This is a genomic window from Mycobacterium colombiense (assembly GCF_001672755.1).
Lineage (GTDB): Bacteria > Actinomycetota > Actinomycetes > Mycobacteriales > Mycobacteriaceae > Mycobacterium > Mycobacterium colombiense_C.
The window spans coordinates 40,730-58,471 of sequence record NZ_LZKI01000046.1; the positions used below are offsets into that span (position 1 = coordinate 40,730).

At 69.8% G+C, this 17,742-nt stretch carries 10 protein-coding genes (1 of these 10 running past the window's edge); 4 read left to right on the forward strand and 6 right to left on the reverse strand.

Features of this window, described 5'->3' with window-relative positions; translation table 11 throughout:
- The 4 genes from A5708_RS06090 to A5708_RS06105 all read left to right on the forward strand — a co-directional run.
- Positions 1-5,817, forward strand: partial view of a non-ribosomal peptide synthetase gene (locus A5708_RS06090; RefSeq protein ID WP_065027755.1) — the end only. It extends 25,479 nt beyond the left edge of the window; the window shows 5,817 of its 31,296 coding nt (coding positions 25,480-31,296); its start codon lies beyond the left edge, outside the window; the stop codon is at positions 5,815-5,817.
- 156 nt (positions 5,818-5,973) lie between these two features.
- Positions 5,974-7,779: an N-acetylglutaminylglutamine amidotransferase gene (locus A5708_RS06095; protein WP_065027756.1), complete on the forward strand. Its 1,806-nt coding sequence runs from the start codon at positions 5,974-5,976 to the stop codon at positions 7,777-7,779.
- Positions 7,776-9,566, forward strand: coding sequence for an N-acetylglutaminylglutamine synthetase (ngg, locus tag A5708_RS06100; protein ID WP_065027757.1), 1,791 nt, complete (start codon positions 7,776-7,778; stop codon positions 9,564-9,566). Before A5708_RS06095 ends, ngg begins: the two co-directional genes overlap by 4 nt.
- 45 nt (positions 9,567-9,611) lie before the next feature.
- Entirely contained in the window at positions 9,612-11,096 is a 1,485-nt protein-coding gene (locus A5708_RS06105; protein ID WP_065027758.1) for an MFS transporter, read from the forward strand.
- A gap of 10 nt (positions 11,097-11,106) precedes the next feature.
- Here A5708_RS06105 and A5708_RS06110 read toward each other — a convergent pair whose 3' ends face one another.
- The 6 genes from A5708_RS06110 to A5708_RS06135 all read right to left on the reverse strand — a co-directional run bounded on the left by A5708_RS06110 (position 11,107) and on the right by A5708_RS06135 (position 17,731).
- On the reverse strand, positions 11,107-12,609 hold the full coding sequence (locus tag A5708_RS06110) for a serine/threonine-protein kinase (protein WP_065027759.1): 1,503 nt from the start codon (positions 12,607-12,609) through the stop codon (positions 11,107-11,109).
- Between the two features lie 111 nt (positions 12,610-12,720).
- A complete protein-coding gene (locus tag A5708_RS06115) occupies positions 12,721-14,529 on the reverse strand; it encodes a serine/threonine protein kinase PknE (RefSeq protein WP_065027760.1) in 1,809 nt (602 codons plus the stop codon).
- 171 nt (positions 14,530-14,700) lie between these two features.
- Complete coding sequence (locus A5708_RS06120; protein WP_064880396.1) at positions 14,701-15,042, reverse strand: hypothetical protein; 342 nt, start codon at positions 15,040-15,042, stop codon at positions 14,701-14,703.
- 123 nt (positions 15,043-15,165) lie between these two features.
- Positions 15,166-15,882 (reverse strand): pyrimidine reductase family protein, encoded by a 717-nt coding sequence (locus A5708_RS06125; protein WP_081292837.1) that lies wholly within the window; start codon positions 15,880-15,882, stop codon positions 15,166-15,168.
- Between the two features lie 3 nt (positions 15,883-15,885).
- Positions 15,886-16,383, reverse strand: coding sequence for a flavin reductase family protein (locus A5708_RS06130; RefSeq protein ID WP_065027761.1), 498 nt, complete (start codon positions 16,381-16,383; stop codon positions 15,886-15,888).
- A 94-nt stretch (positions 16,384-16,477) separates the two neighbouring features.
- Complete coding sequence (locus A5708_RS06135; RefSeq protein WP_231117827.1) at positions 16,478-17,731, reverse strand: APC family permease; 1,254 nt, start codon at positions 17,729-17,731, stop codon at positions 16,478-16,480.
- Positions 17,732-17,742 lie beyond the last annotated feature (11 nt).

A 17,742-nucleotide genomic window follows, 5' to 3' on the forward strand; every position in this document is an offset into this window, starting at 1 on the left:
GCGCTGGACGGCGTGGAGCAGGGCGTGGTCATCGCCCGCGAAGACCGGCCCGGTGACAAGCGCCTGGTCGGCTACATCACTGGGGGAGCGGACCCGGTCGAGATCCGCACCCGGCTGGCCGATCACCTGCCGGCGTACATGGTCCCGGCCGCCATCGTGACGCTCGACGCGCTGCTGCTGACGCCGAACGGCAAGCTCGACGTGCGGGCCCTGCCGGCACCCGAATACCGCGACGTCGACCGGTACCGCGCGCCCGGCACCCCCGTAGAGGAGACCCTGGCCGGCATCTACGCCCAGGTCCTGGGCGTCGACCGGGTCGGCATCGACGACTCCTTCTTCGACCTCGGTGGCGACAGCATCTCCTCGATGCAGGTGGTGACCCGCGCGCGGGCCGCGGGCCTGGTGCTGCGCACGCGCGACATCTTCACCGAGCAGACCGTGGCCCGGCTGGCCCGGGTGGCCGGCGTGACGGACGGCGAGTACGGCGTGGCCGACGAGGGCGTCGGCGACATCGCCGCCACCCCGATCATCCGCTGGCTGCGCAGCGTCGACGGCCCGGTCGATCAGTTCAACCAGACGATGGTGCTGCAGGCCCCGGCCGCTGTCACCGAGGCCGACGTGGTGACGGTGTTGCAGGCCCTGCTGGACCGGCACGCCATGCTGCGGCTGCGGGTCGACGATGACGCCGGCGAATGGTCGCTGACCGTGCCCGAGCCGGGCTCGGTCGACGCGGCTCAGCGCGTGCACGCCGTCGACGAGCTGTCCGACGCGGCGATCATCGAGGCGCGGTCGCGGCTGAACCCGGCCGCCGGGGTGATGCTCAGCGCGCTCTGGGCGGTCTCCGCCCGCCAGCTGGTGCTGATCGTTCACCACCTCGCGGTCGACGGGGTGTCGTGGCGAGTGCTGCTGGAAGACCTCAACATCGCGTGGGGCCAGCACCACCACGGGCAACCGATCGCACTGCCCGCCGGCGGCACGTCGTTCGCCCGGTGGTCCGCGCTGCTCGCCGAGCACGCGTCGTCGCCTGCGGTGGTCGCGCAGGCCGACGCCTGGCGGCGGGTCGCCGCGACACCGGCCGCCCTGCCGGCGGTGCGGCCCGAGGTCGACACCTACGAGACCGCCGAGAACATGTCGGTGACGCTCGACGCGAAGACCACCCGCACGCTGCTCGGCGAGGCGCCGGCCGCATTCCACGCCGGCATCAACGACATCCTGCTGGTCGGGTTCGCGCTGGCCTGGGCCGAGTTCCTGGGCAACGTCGGCTCGCCGATCGGCATCGACGTCGAGGGTCACGGCCGCCACGAAGAGCTGGCCGCCGGAGTGGACCTGTCCCGGACCGTGGGCTGGTTCACCACCAAATACCCGGTGGCGCTGAACGTCGGCGGGTTGTCCTGGGCGCAGGTCACGGCGGGTGCGCCGCTCCTGGGCGCGCTGGTCAAGGACGCCAAGGAACAACTGCGCGCGCTGCCGGATCCGCTGAGCTACGGGTTGTTGCGGTACCTGAACAACGAGGTCGACCTCGATGGCGCCGACCCGGCGATCGGGTTCAACTACCTGGGCCGGTTGGGCGGCGCGGCCGCCGAGCTCTCCGACGAGCTGTGGCGGATCAGCGCCGACGGCTCGTCGGCCACCGCCACCAGCACGGCGGTGCCGATGCCGCTGATGCACACCGTGGACCTCAACGCCGGCACCATGGATACCGCGGAAGGCCCTCAGCTGCACGCCAACTGGACGTGGGCGGCCTCGGCGCTGGACCGCGAACAGATCACCCGGCTGAGCCGGCTGTGGTTCGAGGCCCTGGCCGGCATCTGCGCGCACGTGCGCTCCGGTGGCGGCGGCCTGACCCCGTCGGACATCCTCCCGGCCCGCCTGGACCAGCAGCAGATCGACGAGCTCGAGCGCCGGCTGCGGATCGCCGACGTGCTGCCGCTGACCCCGCTGCAGGAAGGGCTGCTCTTCCACGCCAACACCACGCGGGGCAACGACGACCACCTCTACGTCGTGCAGCTGGATCTCACCCTGACCGGCCCGCTGGACGGCGACCGGCTGCGCGACGCGATGCACACCGTCGTCGGCCGGCACCCGCACCTGGTGGCCCGATTCCGCGACCAATTCGACGAGCCGGTCCAGATCATCCCGGCGAACCCCGCGATGGTGTGGCGGCGCCTCGAGTTCAAGCCGAACGGCAGCGAGCCCGAGGAGAAGATCCGGCGGCTATGCGCCTCCGAGCGCGCCGCGGTCTACGACCTGGCCGACCAGCCCGCCGTCCGCGCGGCGCTGGTGCGCATGGGCGACGACCGGCACCGGCTGGTCCTCACCATCCACCACATCGTGCTCGACGGCTGGTCGGTGCCGATCCTGCTGAACGAGACGTTCGCCTGCTACACCGGGCAGCGGCTGCCCGCGCCCGCGCCGTACCGCAGGTTCGTCACCTGGCTCGCCGAGCGTGACCTCGACGCCGCACGCGCGGCGTGGGGTGAGCTGCTGGACGGCTTCGACACCCCGACGCTGGTCGGGCCGCCGCAGCAGTGCGAGTTCGGTGCCCGCGGCGTGCAATCGTTCGCGCTGTCCGAGGACACCACCCGGGCGCTCAGCGAGTTGGCCCGCTCCAGCCACACCACGGTCAGCACCGTGCTGCAGGCCGCCTGGGCGCAGCTGCTGGCCTGGCTGACCGGCCAGCACGACGTCGCCTTCGGCACCACCGTGTCGGGCCGGCCGGCCGATGTCGTCGGCGCCGAATCGATGGTCGGGCTGATGATCAACACCGTCCCGGTGCGCGCCAACATGACGCCGGCGACCACCACGACCGAGCTGCTCGGCCAGCTGCAGCGCGATCACGCCGAGACGCTCGACCATCAGCACCTGTCGCTGAGCGAGATGCACCGGATCACCGGTCACGAGAAGCTCTTCGACACCCTGTTCGCCTACGAGAACTACCCGCTGGACGCCTCGGCGATGGCGGTCGATCACGAACTGGCGATCGCCGACGTCAACATGTTCGAGCGCAACCACTATCCGCTGACCATGCAGGCCGCGCTGTCCGGCCAGCAAGTGGGCCTGCGGGTGGAGTATGACACCGGGGTTTTCGACACGCCGACCATCGAGGCGCTCGGCGACCGGCTGGAGCGGGTGCTGCTGGCGATGACCGCCGATCCGGACGGGCCGCTCTCGGCGGTGGACCTGCTGGACGCGCCGGAGCGCACCCGCCTGGACGAGATCGGTAACCGCGCGGTACTGGACCGGCCGCTGCCCGCACTCCCGTCGATTCCCGCCCTGTTCCACGCCCAGGTCACCGACCGGCCCGACGCGGTGGCGATCACCTGGGGCGGCACGTCGCTGACCTACCGCGAGGTCGACGAGGCCGCCAACCGGTTGGCCCACCTGCTCGCCGATCAGGGTGCTGGGCCGGGAGAGTCTGTGGCGCTGCTGTTTTCGCGGTCGGCACAGGCGATCGTGGCGATCCTGGCGGTGCTCAAGACCGGGGCGGCGTACCTGCCGATCGACCCGGCGGCGCCCGGCGCCCGGATCCGCTTCATGCTCGACGACTCCGCGCCCGTCGCCGCCGTCACCACGGCGGGCCTGCGGTCGCGGCTGAACGGGTCCGACCTGGCGGTCATCGACATCGAGGACCCACGGATCGAGGACCAGGCGGCCACGCCGTTGCCGGCACCCGCGGCCGACGGCATCGCCTATGTCATCTACACCTCTGGCACCACCGGTGTCCCCAAGGGCGTCGCCATCACTCATCGCAACGTGACCCAGCTGCTGGAGTCCCTGGACGCGGGCCTGCCGCGGGTGGGCGTGTGGACGCAGAGCCACTCGTACGCCTTCGACGTCTCGGTCTGGGAGATCTTCGGCGCGCTGCTGCGCGGCGGCCGGCTGGTCGTGGTGCCCGAGTCGGTGGCGCGCTCGCCGAAGGACTTCCACGCCCTGCTCGTCGACGCGGAGGTCACGGTGCTGACCCAGACGCCGTCGGCGGTCGCGATGCTCTCGCCGGAGGGCCTGGATTCGGTGGCGCTGGCGGTGGTCGGCGAGGCCTGCCCGCCCGAGGTGGTGGACCGGTGGGCGCCGGGGCGGGTGATGATCAACGCCTACGGCCCGACCGAGACCACCATGTGCGTGGCGATCAGCGCCCCGCTGACACAGGGTTCGGGAACGCCGCCGATCGGGTCGCCGGTGGGCGGCGCGGCCCTGTTCGTGCTCGACCCGTGGTTGCGGCCGGTGCCCGCGGGTGTGGTCGGCGAGTTGTATGTGGCCGGCGACGGCGTGGCCGCCGGGTACGTCGGGCGGCCCGGGCTGACGGCGTCGCGGTTCGTGGCGTGCCCGTTCGGCGCGTCGGGAACGCGCATGTATCGCACCGGTGACCTGGTCTGCTGGGGCGCCGACGGACAGCTGCAGTACTTCGGCCGCGCCGACGAACAGGTCAAGATCCGCGGCTACCGCATCGAACTCGGCGAGGTCCAGGCCGCGCTGGCGGCTCTCGACGACGTCGACCAGGCCGTAGTGATCGCGCGCGAGGACCAGCCCGGCGTCAAGCGTCTGGTCGGGTACATCACCGGGACCGCCGACCCGGGCGAGGCGCGCACCGCGCTGGCCGGGCGGCTGCCGGTCTACATGGTTCCGGCGGCGGTGGTCGCGCTCGATGCGCTCCCGCTGACGCCCAACGGCAAACTCGACACCCGCGCCCTGCCGGCGGCGCAGTACATCGGCAGCGGGTACCGGGCCCCGTCCACGGCGACCGAGCGGGCCCTGGCGGACATCTACGCCCAGGTGCTCGGTGCCGAGCAGGTGGGGGTCGACGACTCGTTCTTCGATCTGGGCGGCGACAGCATCTCGGCGATGCGCGTGGTCGCCGCGATCAACGTGGGACTCGGCGTTGACCTGGCGGTACGCACCCTGTTCGACGCGCCCACCGTCAAGGCATTGAGCAAGCGGCTGCAGGCCGAGGCGACGGACGCCGACGAGGTGGTACCGGTGCAGACCCTGCAGGAGGGGTCCGGCGTGCCGCTGTTCTGCATCCACCCCGCGGGCGGGGTGAGCTGGCCGTACCAGGTTCTCGGGAAGTACGTGGACTGCGCGATCTTCGGCATCCAGCAAATCCCGCAGGCCGATCAGGGCGCTCCGCGGTCCATCCGCGAACTGGCCGAGATGTACGCCGACCGGATCCAAGAGGTCTATCCCGGCGGGCCCTACAACATCCTGGGCTGGTCGTTCGGCGGTGTCGTCGCCCACGAGATCGCCATCGAGCTGCAGCGCCGCAGCTGCGTGATCGGGCGCCTCATCCTGCTCGACGCTCAACCCAGCATCGACGACGGCATCGCCCTGCCCGAGCACGCGCTGAGCGAGCAGCAGGTGCTCGACGACGTCCTGCGGGCCTACGACATCAGCACCGACGCGCACACCGGCCCGCCCACCGATGAGCAGCTGGCGGAACTGCTGCGCGAGTCGGGCGTCGCGGACCTCTCCCGGCACCGACAGCTCGTCGATTTGCTGGTCGGGAACCTCAACGACAACATCGAGCTCTACCGGCTCCACGAACCGAGGCTCTTCGACGGTGACCTCAGCGTCTTCTCCGCGGTGCGGGATCAGAGTGATCGCAGTTCGCTGCTGGCCCGATCCTGGGAGCCCTACGCCTCGGGTGACGTCCTGACGTTCGCGGTGGACTGCACGCACAACGAGATGCTGACCGCCGACTCGGTCGAGATGTATGGCGACCAGCTCCGGCGTCTTCTCCGCGCGGAGCGGCGTCGCGAACTGGCCCCGCACGAACGGTTCAGCGCGGGATCCGGCGACGACGAGCTGCCCACCACGTCATGAGTGTTCTCGCCGGTTCGTGGCGACGGTGCGAGCCAGTTCACACATCCGTCGATCGCGGTGATCACCATGCGTTGATCGCCGCCGTACGTGGCCCGTTGCAGCGCTTTTGGCGGAGCTCACGCGCGCTTCGAATCGGACAACGGTAGGGTCGAAGGCGTGTGCGGAGTCACCGGGGAGGTACGGCTCGACGGGCAGGCGCCCGATGTAGCGGCGGTCTCAGCGATGGCCGCGGTGCTGACACCACGGGGCCCGGATGCGGGCGGCGCCTGGTCGCAGGGCCGCGTCGCGCTCGGCCATCGTCGCCTCAAAATCATTGACCTGACCGAAGCCGGCGCTCAGCCGATGGTCGACTCGGAGCTGGGCCTGTCGCTGGCGTGGAACGGCTGCATCTACAACTACAAGGAGTTGCGGCAAGAACTCAGCGGGTACGGCTACCGCTTCTTCTCGCACAGCGACACCGAGGTGCTGATCAAGGCCTACCACCGGTGGGGCGACGACTTCGTCAGCCACCTGTTCGGCATGTTCGCCTTCGCCATCGTCGAACGCGACAGCGGGCGGGTGCTGCTCGGCCGGGACCGGCTCGGCATCAAGCCGCTGTACCTGACCGAGGACAACCACCGCGTCCGGTTCGCGTCCACGCTGCCGGCGCTGCTGGCCGGCGGCGGCGTCGACACCCGGATCGACCCGGTCGCCCTGCACCACTACATGAGCTTCCATTCGGTGGTGCCGGCGCCCAACACCATCCTGCGTGGCGTCCGCAAGGTGCCGCCCGCGTCGCTGGTCGCCATCGAGCCCGACGGAAGGCGCACCGTCACCACCTACTGGGCGCCCGACTTCACCCGCCACGCCGACCGCGCCGACTGGTCCGAGCGCGACTGGGAAGACGCTGTGCTGTCCACGCTGCGGCTCGCGGTCAAGCGCCGCCTGGTCGCCGACGTGCCGGTCGGTTGCCTGCTGTCCGGGGGCGTGGACTCGAGCCTGATCGTGGGCCTGCTCGCCGAGGCCGGCCAGCACGGGCTGTCGACCTTCTCCATCGGCTTCGAGTCGGCGGGCGGCGTCAAGGGCGACGAGTTCCAGTACTCCGACATCGTGGCCAAGCGCTTCGAGACCGATCATCACCAGATCCGCATCGAGACCGACCGGATGCTGCCCGCGCTCGACGGTGCCATCGGCGCGATGAGCGAGCCGATGGTCAGCCACGACTGCGTCGCCTTCTACCTGCTGAGCCAGGAAGTGGCGCGGCACGTGAAGGTCGTGCAGTCCGGTCAGGGCGCCGACGAGGTATTCGCCGGCTACCACTGGTACCCGCCGATGGGCGAGGCCGCCGCGGCCACCCTGGACGGTGCCGTCGCGCAGTACCGCGGCGCGTTCTTCGACCGCGACGACGCCGGGGTCGACGCGCTGGTCGGATCGGGCATCGTCGCGCCCGGCGATCCCAGCCTGCGATTCGTCACCGAGCACTTCGCGCAGGCCGGCGCCGAAACCGGCATCGACCGCGCGCTGCGGCTCGACACGACCGTGATGCTGATCGACGACCCGGTGAAGCGGGTCGACAACATGACGATGGCGTGGGGGCTGGAGGGCCGGGTTCCGTTCCTCGACCACGAGCTGGTCGAGCTGGCGGCGACCTGCCCGCCGGAACTCAAGGTCGCGCACGAAGGCAAGGGTGTCCTGAAACAGGCTGCGCGACGGGTGATTCCGTCGGAGGTCATCGACCGTCCCAAGGGCTACTTCCCGGTGCCGGCGCTGACCCACCTGGAGGGCCCGTATCTCGACATGGTCCGCGATGCCCTCTACGCGCCCACCGCCAAGGAGCGCGGCCTGTTCAACACCGACGCGGTCGATGCGCTGCTGGCCAACCCGAACGGCAAACTGACCCCGCTGCGGGGTAACGAGCTGTGGCAGATCGCCCTGCTCGAGCTCTGGTTGCAGCGTCATGGTGTAACGGGCCCGGTTGCATGACCAAGGGCGATCCGTCCGGCGACCACACCGAGGCGATCACGCTCGGTCTGCATGACGCGTCGCCGCCAGAGCTGGTCGACGCGATGGCCAAGGATGTCGAGCTTGAACTGGGTTGGGGCCGGCTGATTTTCGGGCAGACCTTCGCGAACTCCCAGGAACTGGTCGAGGCGCTGCGCCGCGAGGGGCCGGGGCGTCGCGACATCTGCATCTACGCTCGCGAGTCGCACGTGGTGGTCGCCGAGGCGCCCACCGAGCTGTTCATCGACCCCAGCCACACCTACCGGCTGCGTTTCACCCCCACGACGACAGACCTGACGTCGGCGCCGCTGGGCGTGACGGTGCGCACGCTCAACGACCCGATCGATGCCGACGCCATGAACCGCGTCTACGTGCGCTGTGGCATGGTCCCGGCCGGCGTCGACGTGATCTGGGACAACCATCAGCATGTGCCGGCGGTCAAGTATCTGCTCGCGGTGCGCGACGAGGACGGCGCCGTGGTCGGCACCGTCACCGGCGTCGACCACGAGTTGCTGTTCAACGACCCGGAAGAGGGGTCGAGCCTGTGGACGCTGGCGGTCGACCCGGCCGCCGGGCTGCCGGGCGTCGGCGGCGCCCTGACCAAGGCGCTGGCCGAGCACTTCCGCAGCGCGGGCCGCGCCTACATGGACCTGTCGGTGGCGCACGACAACGCCGCCGCCATCGGGCTTTACGAGAAGCTGGGCTTCCGTCGCGTCCCGGTGCTGGCGATCAAGCGCAAGAACGCGATCAACGAGCCGCTGTTCACCCCGCCGCCGGAGACGATCGACGACCTCAATCCCTACGCCAGGATCATCGCCGACGAAGCGCTGCGCCGCGGGATCTGGGTCGAGGTGCTCGATGCCGAGACCGGCGAGATACGCCTGACCCACGGGGGCCGCAGCGTCGTCACCCGGGAATCGTTGTCCGAGTACACCTCCGCGGTGGCCATGTGCCGGTGCGACGACAAGCGGCTGACGCGGCGCCTGGTCTCCGAGGCGGGCATCACCGTGCCCCGCGCCCGGCTGGCCACCTTCGACGAGGGTGACTTCGCCTTCCTCAAGGAGGTCGGCGAGGTCGTCGTCAAACCGACGCGTGGCGAGCAGGGCAAGGGCATCACCGTCGGGGTCCTCCCGGACAACGGGCCCGACGACCTGAGCTCCGCGCTGGCGCGGGCCCGGCAGCAATACCCGGACGTGCTGATCGAGCAGCGGGTGACCGGCGACGACCTGCGGCTGGTGGTGATCGACGGACGCGTCGTCGCCGCCGCGCTGCGGATGCCCCCGGAGATCATCGGCACGGGGGAGCACAGCGTGCGGGACCTGATCGCGGCGGAGAGCCGGCGCCGCTCGGCGGCCACCGGCGGTGAGTCCCGCATTCCGCTCGACGACCTCACGGAGTCGACTATCGCCGAGGCCGGCTGGAAGCTGGACGACGTGCTGCCGCAGGGGACTCGGCTGCGGGTTCGGCGCACCGCCAACCTGCATCAGGGCGGCACCATCCACGACGTCACCGCGCACGTGAACAGCGAACTGTGCCGCGTCGCGGTGACGGCGGCCGAAGCGATCGGCATCCCGGTGACCGGCATCGACCTGCTGGTGCCCGATGTCACCGGCGCCGAGTACGCCTTCATCGAAGCCAACGAGCGCCCGGGGCTGGCCAACCACGAGCCCCAGCCGACCGCCGCGGCCTTCATCGACTTCCTGTTTCCCGGCCACCCCGGCCAGCCGCAGGCCTGGACTCCCGAGGAGTCCCGCTCCGATCGTGGGTGACGCCCGCTGAGTGGGTAAATCTCTGTCAAACCGAACGGAGACCGCATGAGTGCGAGCGCGCAAACCAAGACCATCTCGACCCATGTCCCGGCGCGGCTGGACCGGCTGCCGTGGTCCCGATTTCACTGGCGCGTCGTCGTCGGCCTGGGTGGGGTGTGGGTGCTCGACGGGCTCGAGGTCACGATGGTGGGCAACGTCTCGGCCCGGCTCATGGAGCACAACAGCGGCATCTCGCTGAACGCCGCACAGATCGGCATGGCGGCCGCGATCTACATCGCGGGAGCGTGTTCGGGGGCGCTGTTCTTCGGCCACCTGACCGACCGCTTCGGCCGGCGCAACCTGTTCATCATCACCCTGGCGATCTATCTGGTGGCCACCGTCGCCACCGCGTTCGCGTTCGCCCCGTGGTATTTCTTCCTGACCCGCTTCTTCACCGGCTCCGGCATCGGTGGCGAATACGCCGCCATCAATTCGGCCATCGACGAGTTGATCCCGGCGCGGGTCCGCGGCCGGGTCGACCTGGTGATCAACGGAACCTATTGGCTGGGTTCGGCCGCCGGCGCGGGCGGCGCGCTGATCCTGCTGAACACCTCGAACTTCCCGCCCAACGTCGGTTGGCGCCTTGCCTTCGGGATCGGCGCCATCCTGGGCATTTTCGTGCTGCTGGTGCGGCGCAACGTCCCGGAGAGCCCGCGCTGGCTGTTCATCCACGGCCGCGACGAGGAGGCCGAGCAGATCGTCGGCGAGATCGAAGAGGCTGTCCAGCAGGAGACCGGCGAACCGCTGCCCGAACCGCAGGGCAAGGCGCTGCGGATCCGCCAGCGCACGGCGATCTCGTTCCGGGAGATCGCCGCCGTCGCGTTCAAGCTCTATCCCCGTCGCGCGATCCTCGGACTGGCGCTGTTCATCGGGCAGGCGTTCCTCTACAACGGCGTCACGTTCAACCTCGGCACGTTGCTCAGCCGGTTCTACGCCGTGCCGTCGGACATGGTGCCGGTGTTCTTCGTGCTGTGGGCGCTGAGCAATTTCGCCGGCCCGCTGGTGCTCGGGCACTTGTTCGACACCGTCGGCCGCAAGCCGATGATCACGCTGACCTACATCGGTTCCGGTGTCGCGGTGGTGGCGCTGGCGATCGTGTTTCTCACCCAGGCCGGCGGCGTCTGGACCTTCATCGGTGTGCTGATCGTTGCGTTCTTCCTGGCGTCGGCGGGCGCCAGCGCGGCGTACCTGACGGTCAGCGAGATCTTCCCGATGGAGACCAGGGCGCTGGCGATCGCGTTCTTCTACGCGATGGGCACGGCTATCGGCGGGATCACCGGCCCGCTGCTGTTCGGTCAGCTGATCAACTCGGGCATGCGCAGCGAGGTCGTCTGGTCGTTCCTCATCGGGGCGGTGGTGATGGCCGCGGCCGGCCTGGTCGAGCTGTGGCTCGGCATCGCCGCCGAACAGCGCCCGCTTGAGGAGCTGGCGTTGCCATTGACCGTGGAAGACGCTGAGCGCCAAGAGGATTCGGCACCGGTCACGGACTAGGCCGGAAGGGTCAGCCGTACGCGTCCCACCAGGTGTGCAGGTCTTCGACAGTGGCCGGGTCGCCGCTGACGTCGCTGAGCATAAGCCTCGCGTCGTTGGACCAGATCACGTTCGGGTGGTTGTTGTAGCTACCGCACGCGATCAGGCCGGCCATATCGTTGGGGGTCTCGTCGTAGTGCCAGCTGACGGGTGAGCGGCCCTCGCCGGGGCAGTTCACCAGGCTGACGTTGCCGACGTCGTCGTTGAAGGCCTTATTCAGCCGGTCGGGCGTTCCGAACAGCCCGTAGGTGGCCCGGGTCGGGCCGCCGGGCTGGGTGTTCTGTCCGCAGGTCACCATGGCCACCGCATGCACCCAGATGCTGCCCGACTCGGGAGTGGACGGCGTGCAGGTGCCCGGCAGGTAGCCCTGCGGGAGCAGGCTGATCAGTCGCGTCTGGTCGCCGCCAGGGGCGGCGGTGGACGGCGGCGCGGTCTTGCCCGAGCTCGTCCGGTACTGCGGCTGGCTGGTCGGTTTGAGCACCAGCCACACGCCGACGGCGCCGATCGCGACGGCGACGACTGCCGCGGCGGCCACCACCGGCCAGCGGGTGCGTCGGCGCCGCGGCGGCGCGGGTGGGCTGATCGGGACCTCGGCGCTCGCGGTGTTGCTGCGCTCCAGGATCGTCGCGGCGCGTTCGCGTTCGGGGCTGGTCAATGCCTGGTGCGCGGCGTCCGCCAGGGCGCCGGCGGTGGGGTAGCGCTCACCCGGATCTTTGGCCATTCCCGCCGCGATCACCGCGTCGAAGGCCGGGCTCACGCCGTGCGCGCTGGGTTTGGGGATGGGCTGCATCATGTGCGCGGTGATCAGCGCGCCGGTGCTGTCGGCGCCATACGGCGGCGCCCCGGTCAGGCATTCGTAGAGCACGCAGGCCAGCGCGTAGACGTCGGCGCGCGAGGTTACCTCGTCACTCGAAAAGCGTTCCGGCGCCATGTATTTCAAGGTCCCCACCGCGGTGCCCAGTTGGGTGAGTTTCTCGTCGGTCTTGGCGCTGGCGATTCCGAAATCGACCAGATAGGCGAAGTCGTCGCCGGTGATCAGGATGTTCTGCGGTTTGACGTCACGATGCGTCACCCCGGCGGTGTGGGCCGCGTCCAGGGCCGACGCGACCTGGTGGATGATCGCCACCGCGCGGGGCGCGGGCAGAGGTCCCTCCCGTTCGAGCAGGCTGTCCAGGTCGACGCCCTCGATGAGGCGCATCTCCAGAAACAGCTGGCCGTCGATCTCGCCGTAGTCGTGGATGGGCACCACATGCGGCTCCAGCAACCGGCCGGTGATGCGGGCTTCGCGCTCCATTCGCTTGCGGAACACCGGATCCTGGCTGAACGTGTGCGACATCAGCTTCAGCGCGACGGCCCACTGCTTGACGGTGTGCTCGGCCTCGTAGACCTCGCCCATCCCGCCGCGCCCGAGCAGCCGCCCCAGGCGGTACGGACCGAACATCGTCCCCGACCGCGACCGCTGCGCGTCGCTCATCGCCGACTCCAATCAACTCGCCGCAGGCCAACTCGCCGCAGGAAACGTACAACATCCCCCGGCTCGGCGATCGCGGCTCGCCCGGCCGCCGGCCCCGGTTGGGCGGCTTTGCTATCCGGTGAGTTTCGTCAGCCACGCCGGATTCTGGTAGTTCACCGCGGTGCTGCCGTCCCACACGAAGGGCGTGGAATTGGCGTTGTCTGCGGACAGCGTCGAGTAGCCGTTCGCCGCTTTCGCCCTGGCCGTGCCGACGTCGTCGCCGGACTTGATACAGGTGACGACGGCGGCATCGGCGCCGACCGTCTTGGCCAATTGCGCGAGCTCGCCGTCGGTGCGGTCTTCGGCGGCGCCCTCCTGCGGCTGAAAGTTGCTGGCGAACAAGCCGGAATAGAAGTCGGCGTAAAGCTTGGGGTCGTTCTGCGCGGCGACGCAGTAGGTGGCCGCCACCGCGCGTGTGGAGTAGTCCTGGCTGTGCGACTTGTCGTCGAGGAAGTTGAGCAGGTGATAGCGCACGGCGAGCTTCTTGTTGTTCACGGCGGTGTCGATGTCGGTGGCGTTCGACCTGATGAAGCTGCCACACGGCGGGCAGATGGGTTCGTTGAAGATGTCGATCGTGGTCTGGGCCGCCGAACTGCCTACGAACACACCGTCATCGAGGACCCGCAACGCGACGGCGTCCGGCGGTGGCGGAGGCGGGGTCGGGGCGGGCCGGGACTTCGATTCCCAGGGGCGGACGACGCCGAGGATCACCCCGAGCAGCGCCACCGTGAGGGTGGCCGCGACAACGACCCACAGCCAGGGCTTGCGGCCCGGCCGCGCCGGTGGGCCCCAGGGTGGCGTCGCCGCGCCAGGGGCGTTCGTCCAGACCGGCGGGCCGCCCCACGCGGTGGGTTGCAGCCCCGGTACGCCGGAAGCCAGGGGTTGCACGGCGGCCGACGGCCCGGGCCAGGCGCCGACGGGTGGTTGGTGTGGCACGGGGGCGGGGGCGCCGGGTGCGAAGGCGCCGGCCGGCCGGCCGGCGAATGCGGCCGGTGGCGTTGCCATCTGGCTGCGTTCCAAGATGTCGGTGGCCCGATCCTGGTCGGGTGCGGCCAGCGCGCCGTACGCGGCCGCCGACAGGTCACCGCAGGTGAGGAAGCGGTCCGCGGGGTTCTTGGCCATGCCGCGGGCGATGACCGCGTCGAAGGCGGCCGGGATGCCGGGTCGGGCCGCGCTCGGTCGCGGGATCGGCTGGTGCACGTGCGCGCCCATCACGCTGAGCTGGTCGCCGGTGTAGGGCGGCGAGCCGGTCAGGCATTCGTACAGGACGCAGGCCAGCGCGTAGATGTCGGCCTTCGTGGTTACCTCGGAGTCACCGAACCGCTCCGGGGCCATGTATTTGGCGGTGCCCACGGTGGTTCCGAATTGCGTGAGTTTTTCGTCGGAAGTGGCGCTGGCGATGCCGAAATCGACAAGGTAGGCGAAGTCGTCGGCGCTCACCAGAATGTTCTCCGGCTTCACGTCCCGATGCAGGATTCCGGCGGTGTGGGCGGCATCGAGTGCCGAACCGATCTGGCGGACAATCGCTATCGCCCGCGGCGGGGAGATCGGCCCGTAACGCTTCAGCATGCCGGCCAGGTCTTTGCCGTCGATCAGCCGCATGTCCACGTACAGCTGGCCGTCGATCTCGCCGAAGTCGTGGATGGGCACGACGTGCGGTTCGTGCAGCCGTCCGGCGGTGCGGGCCTCGCGCTGCATTCGCGAACGGAAGACCGGGTCGTTGGACAGGGTGCGCGACATCAGCTTCAGGGCCACGATGCGCTCGCGAACAGTGTCCTCGGCCTCGTAGACGTCGCCCATGCCGCCACGACCAACCAACCGCCGCAGCCGATACGGCCCGAATTGCGTACCCTCCCGCGAATCCACGGTCGCGTCACCCATCGAACACTCCTCACCCGCCAGCCGTGCGCCGCAAACCGGCCGCCGGCGCCGGCAGCGGGCCGGCGACTGCGCCGAATCCGCGTATGCGGTGGCATGCAGGCATAAGGCTAAGGTTTTCGCGACCGCGGAGCACGGCGAATAACGAAAGCCAGCTAATTCGACGGTGTGAATTTAACGGTTGTCGTCGTCACCGGTGGCGCGTTCGGTGAGCCCTTCTCGGGACAGCGCCCGGACGAATCCGTAGGCCTGCATCCCGGCCGGTCCGGGGTTGTCGAAGATCCATTCGTTGATTTTTTCCAGTGCATTGGCCAGGTCGTCGCGCTTGACCCGCACCAGGTAGGTCTTTCGGTCGTCGTCGGGATCCTCGATGGAGTCTGCGACCGCGACGGGGTTCTTGAACGCGTAGGCGATGCCGTGCACCGCGTCGTGGTTCAGCGCCCATTGAATTTCACTGGGGCGCAGTCGGTTCACCGCCAGATTACGGTAGTCATGGTCGTGGTCTGAACTGCTCACCTGGCCGGTGATTCCTATTCTTGATCGGGTTTGAAACCGGGCATTTTCATCATAGGAAGAGGCGCCGTCGGCTGCATGTTGAGCGCTTTTGTGCACCCGCATTTCCGGCGAGCCCGGCCGGGCTCATCGGCGATATTTCAAATACAGATAGCCGTCGCAGACCAACGCGTGCTCGAGTTGCATGGTGACCGGGGCGGGCAGCCGCGCCGGGTGTGGCCGCTGGCCCACCGGCTGGCTCGCCGCCAGCTTCGGGGCGAGCGTCACGCAGATTTCGGTGACGGCATCGGCTTCCACCAGCTCGTCGAGCAGTGTCGGGCCGCCCTCGCACAGGATGCGGCGCATGCCCTGCTCACGCAGCATCGCGACCGCGCGCGATACGTCCACCAAGTCCTCCCCGGCGACCATGACGTGCTGCCGGTCGTCGTCGGGGTCCTGTTGGGCCGCGGTTCGTGCGCAGGTCACCAGGATCGGCGGCTGATCCGGATTGCTGAACAGCCGGGGCGGTAGTTCACCGCTGCGGCTCACCACGGCGATGGGTGGTGGTTCGGCCCGCCCTTCGTGGTGCCGTCGGGCGCGCGCCGCATCGCTCAGCTTTACCGGGCCATAGTTTTCGGCACGCGCGGTGCCGGCGCCGACGAGCACGACGTCGGCGAGGCCGCGCAGGATGTGCAACAGCCGCTGATCGGTGGGGCATGACAGCGGACCGGCGCGACCGCCGAACGCGGCGGCGCCGTCGGCGCTGAAGATCATGTTGGCGCGCACGCCATCCGGGGCATCGGTGTAGAACGGCGCGAGTTCGATGATGCTGGGGACGGCACTGATCCTGGGCGACTCGCTCACGCGCTAGGCCTCATGGCCGGGTTCGAGCTCGCGCACGTCGCCGAAGGACACCCAGGTTTCCAGTTCCCTTGGCGGACTGCCGTCCACCGGTGCCAGCAGGTGCCCGACGTGGTCGCCCAGCGAGAAACGTTCCAGGATCTCACCGGCGAACCAGGCGGCGGCGTCGTCGAGGATGGGCAGCCGTTCGGGGCCGGGGTGCCAGGCACAGCGATCGAACTTGTCGACCTTGTCGCTGGTCTGGCTGCCGAAGAGTTCGACCACGTCGAGGTGGTCGTGGTCGAACACGTGCACGGCCAGGTGGGAGGCGTCGTGGGCGATGCGGAAGGTGTGGTTGCGCCGGGACAGGCCGACCAGGAAGCGGGGCGGATGGATGCTCGTCTGGCTGGCGAAACCCACCAGGCAGCCGGCCGGGGTGCCGTCGGCCTGCGTGGTGACGACGTACATCGGATAGTTCAACAGCGCCACCAGCTTGTCGAATGCTTCGGTTCCCGGGTCGGACATCCGGTCAGACTTCCCCGTTCGGCCCGCGGGGAATCGCGTCGGCGCGAATTGCTCGGCGGCGGTGTGCGACCGACCCCGGCGAAATTCGCCGAAGTCAGGCCTGATTCCGGTTGCGCCGCAACCTCATCGGGGCAGCGAAGCGCCGAATCAGGTAGGCGGCGACGCCGACGCCCAGCACCACCACACCGGAAAGTACGGACCACGACGGCATCGCGAACGCCAGCATTACGCAGCCCAGCAGTCCGATCACCGGAATGGCGCGGTGCGGGCGCCCCTCGTCGGGGCCGAGGGTGAACGCGGAGGCGTTGGCGATGGCGTAGTAGATCAGCACGGCGAAGGAGGAAAACCCGATGGCGTCCCGAAGGTCGGTGGTGGCGGCCAGGATCGCGACGACGACGCCGATCAGCAGCTCCGCGCGGTGGGGCACCCCGAACCGTGGATGCACGGCGGCCAGGGCGTGGGGCAGATGGCGGTCGCGCGCCATGGCCAGTGTGGTGCGCGAGACACCGAGGATGAGGGCGAGCAGGGAGCCCGCCGCCGCCACCACCGCGCCCACCCGGACGACCGGGACCAGCCAGCCGGTCCCCGCGGCGCGGGCCGTTTCGACGAGCGGGACGGCGGTGTCGGCGAGGCGGCCCGGTCCCAGCACCGCCAGCGCGGCCACGGCCACCAGCGCGTAGACGGCCAGGGTGATGGTGAGCGCCAGAGGTATCGCGCGAGGGATGGTGCGCGACGGGTCGCGCACTTCCTCGCCGAGCGTCGCGATGCGCGCATACCCCGCGAAGGCGAAGAACAGCAGACCCGCGGCCTGGACGACACCGGCGGCGGTGACGCCGGCTGGGCGGAGTCGATCGGCGCCGGGCGCCCCGACGGTGAACGCGGCGACGACGACCGCGGCCAGCACCGCGAGCACCGCGGCGACGATGATGCGGGTCAGCCAGGCCGACTTCTGCACGCCGCCGTAGTTCACCGCGGTGAGCGCGACCACCGCCGCGACGGCCACCGCATGCGCCTGCGCCGGCCACGCATAGACGCCGACGGTCAAGGCCATCGCCGCACACGACGCGGTCTTGCCGACGACGAAGCCCCACCCGGCCAGGTATCCCCAGAAGTCTCCCAACCGTTTTCGGCCATAGACATAGGTGCCGCCCGACGCGGGGTATCGCGCCGCCAGCCGCGCCGACGAGGTGGCGTTGCAGTAGGCCACCACCGCGGCCAACGCCAGGCCAAGCAGCAGTCCCGAGCCGGCGGCACGCGCGGCGGGCCCCAGCGCGGCGAAAATGCCGGCGCCGATCATCGACCCCAGCCCGATCACCACCGCGTCGAAAACGCCTAGGCTCCGGCGCAGTTCGCCGCTGG

Coding starts and splice junctions, on each gene's coding strand:
- A5708_RS06110 (WP_065027759.1), bottom strand. CDS start 12,609: ATGAGCGACGCGCAGCGGTCGCGGTCGGGGACGATGTTCGGTCCGTAC.
- ngg (WP_065027757.1), top strand. CDS start 7,776: ATGACCAAGGGCGATCCGTCCGGCGACCACACCGAGGCGATCACGCTC.
- A5708_RS06130 (WP_065027761.1), bottom strand. CDS start 16,383: ATGTCCGACCCGGGAACCGAAGCATTCGACAAGCTGGTGGCGCTGTTG.
- A5708_RS06105 (WP_065027758.1), top strand. CDS start 9,612: ATGAGTGCGAGCGCGCAAACCAAGACCATCTCGACCCATGTCCCGGCG.
- A5708_RS06115 (WP_065027760.1), bottom strand. CDS start 14,529: ATGGGTGACGCGACCGTGGATTCGCGGGAGGGTACGCAATTCGGGCCG.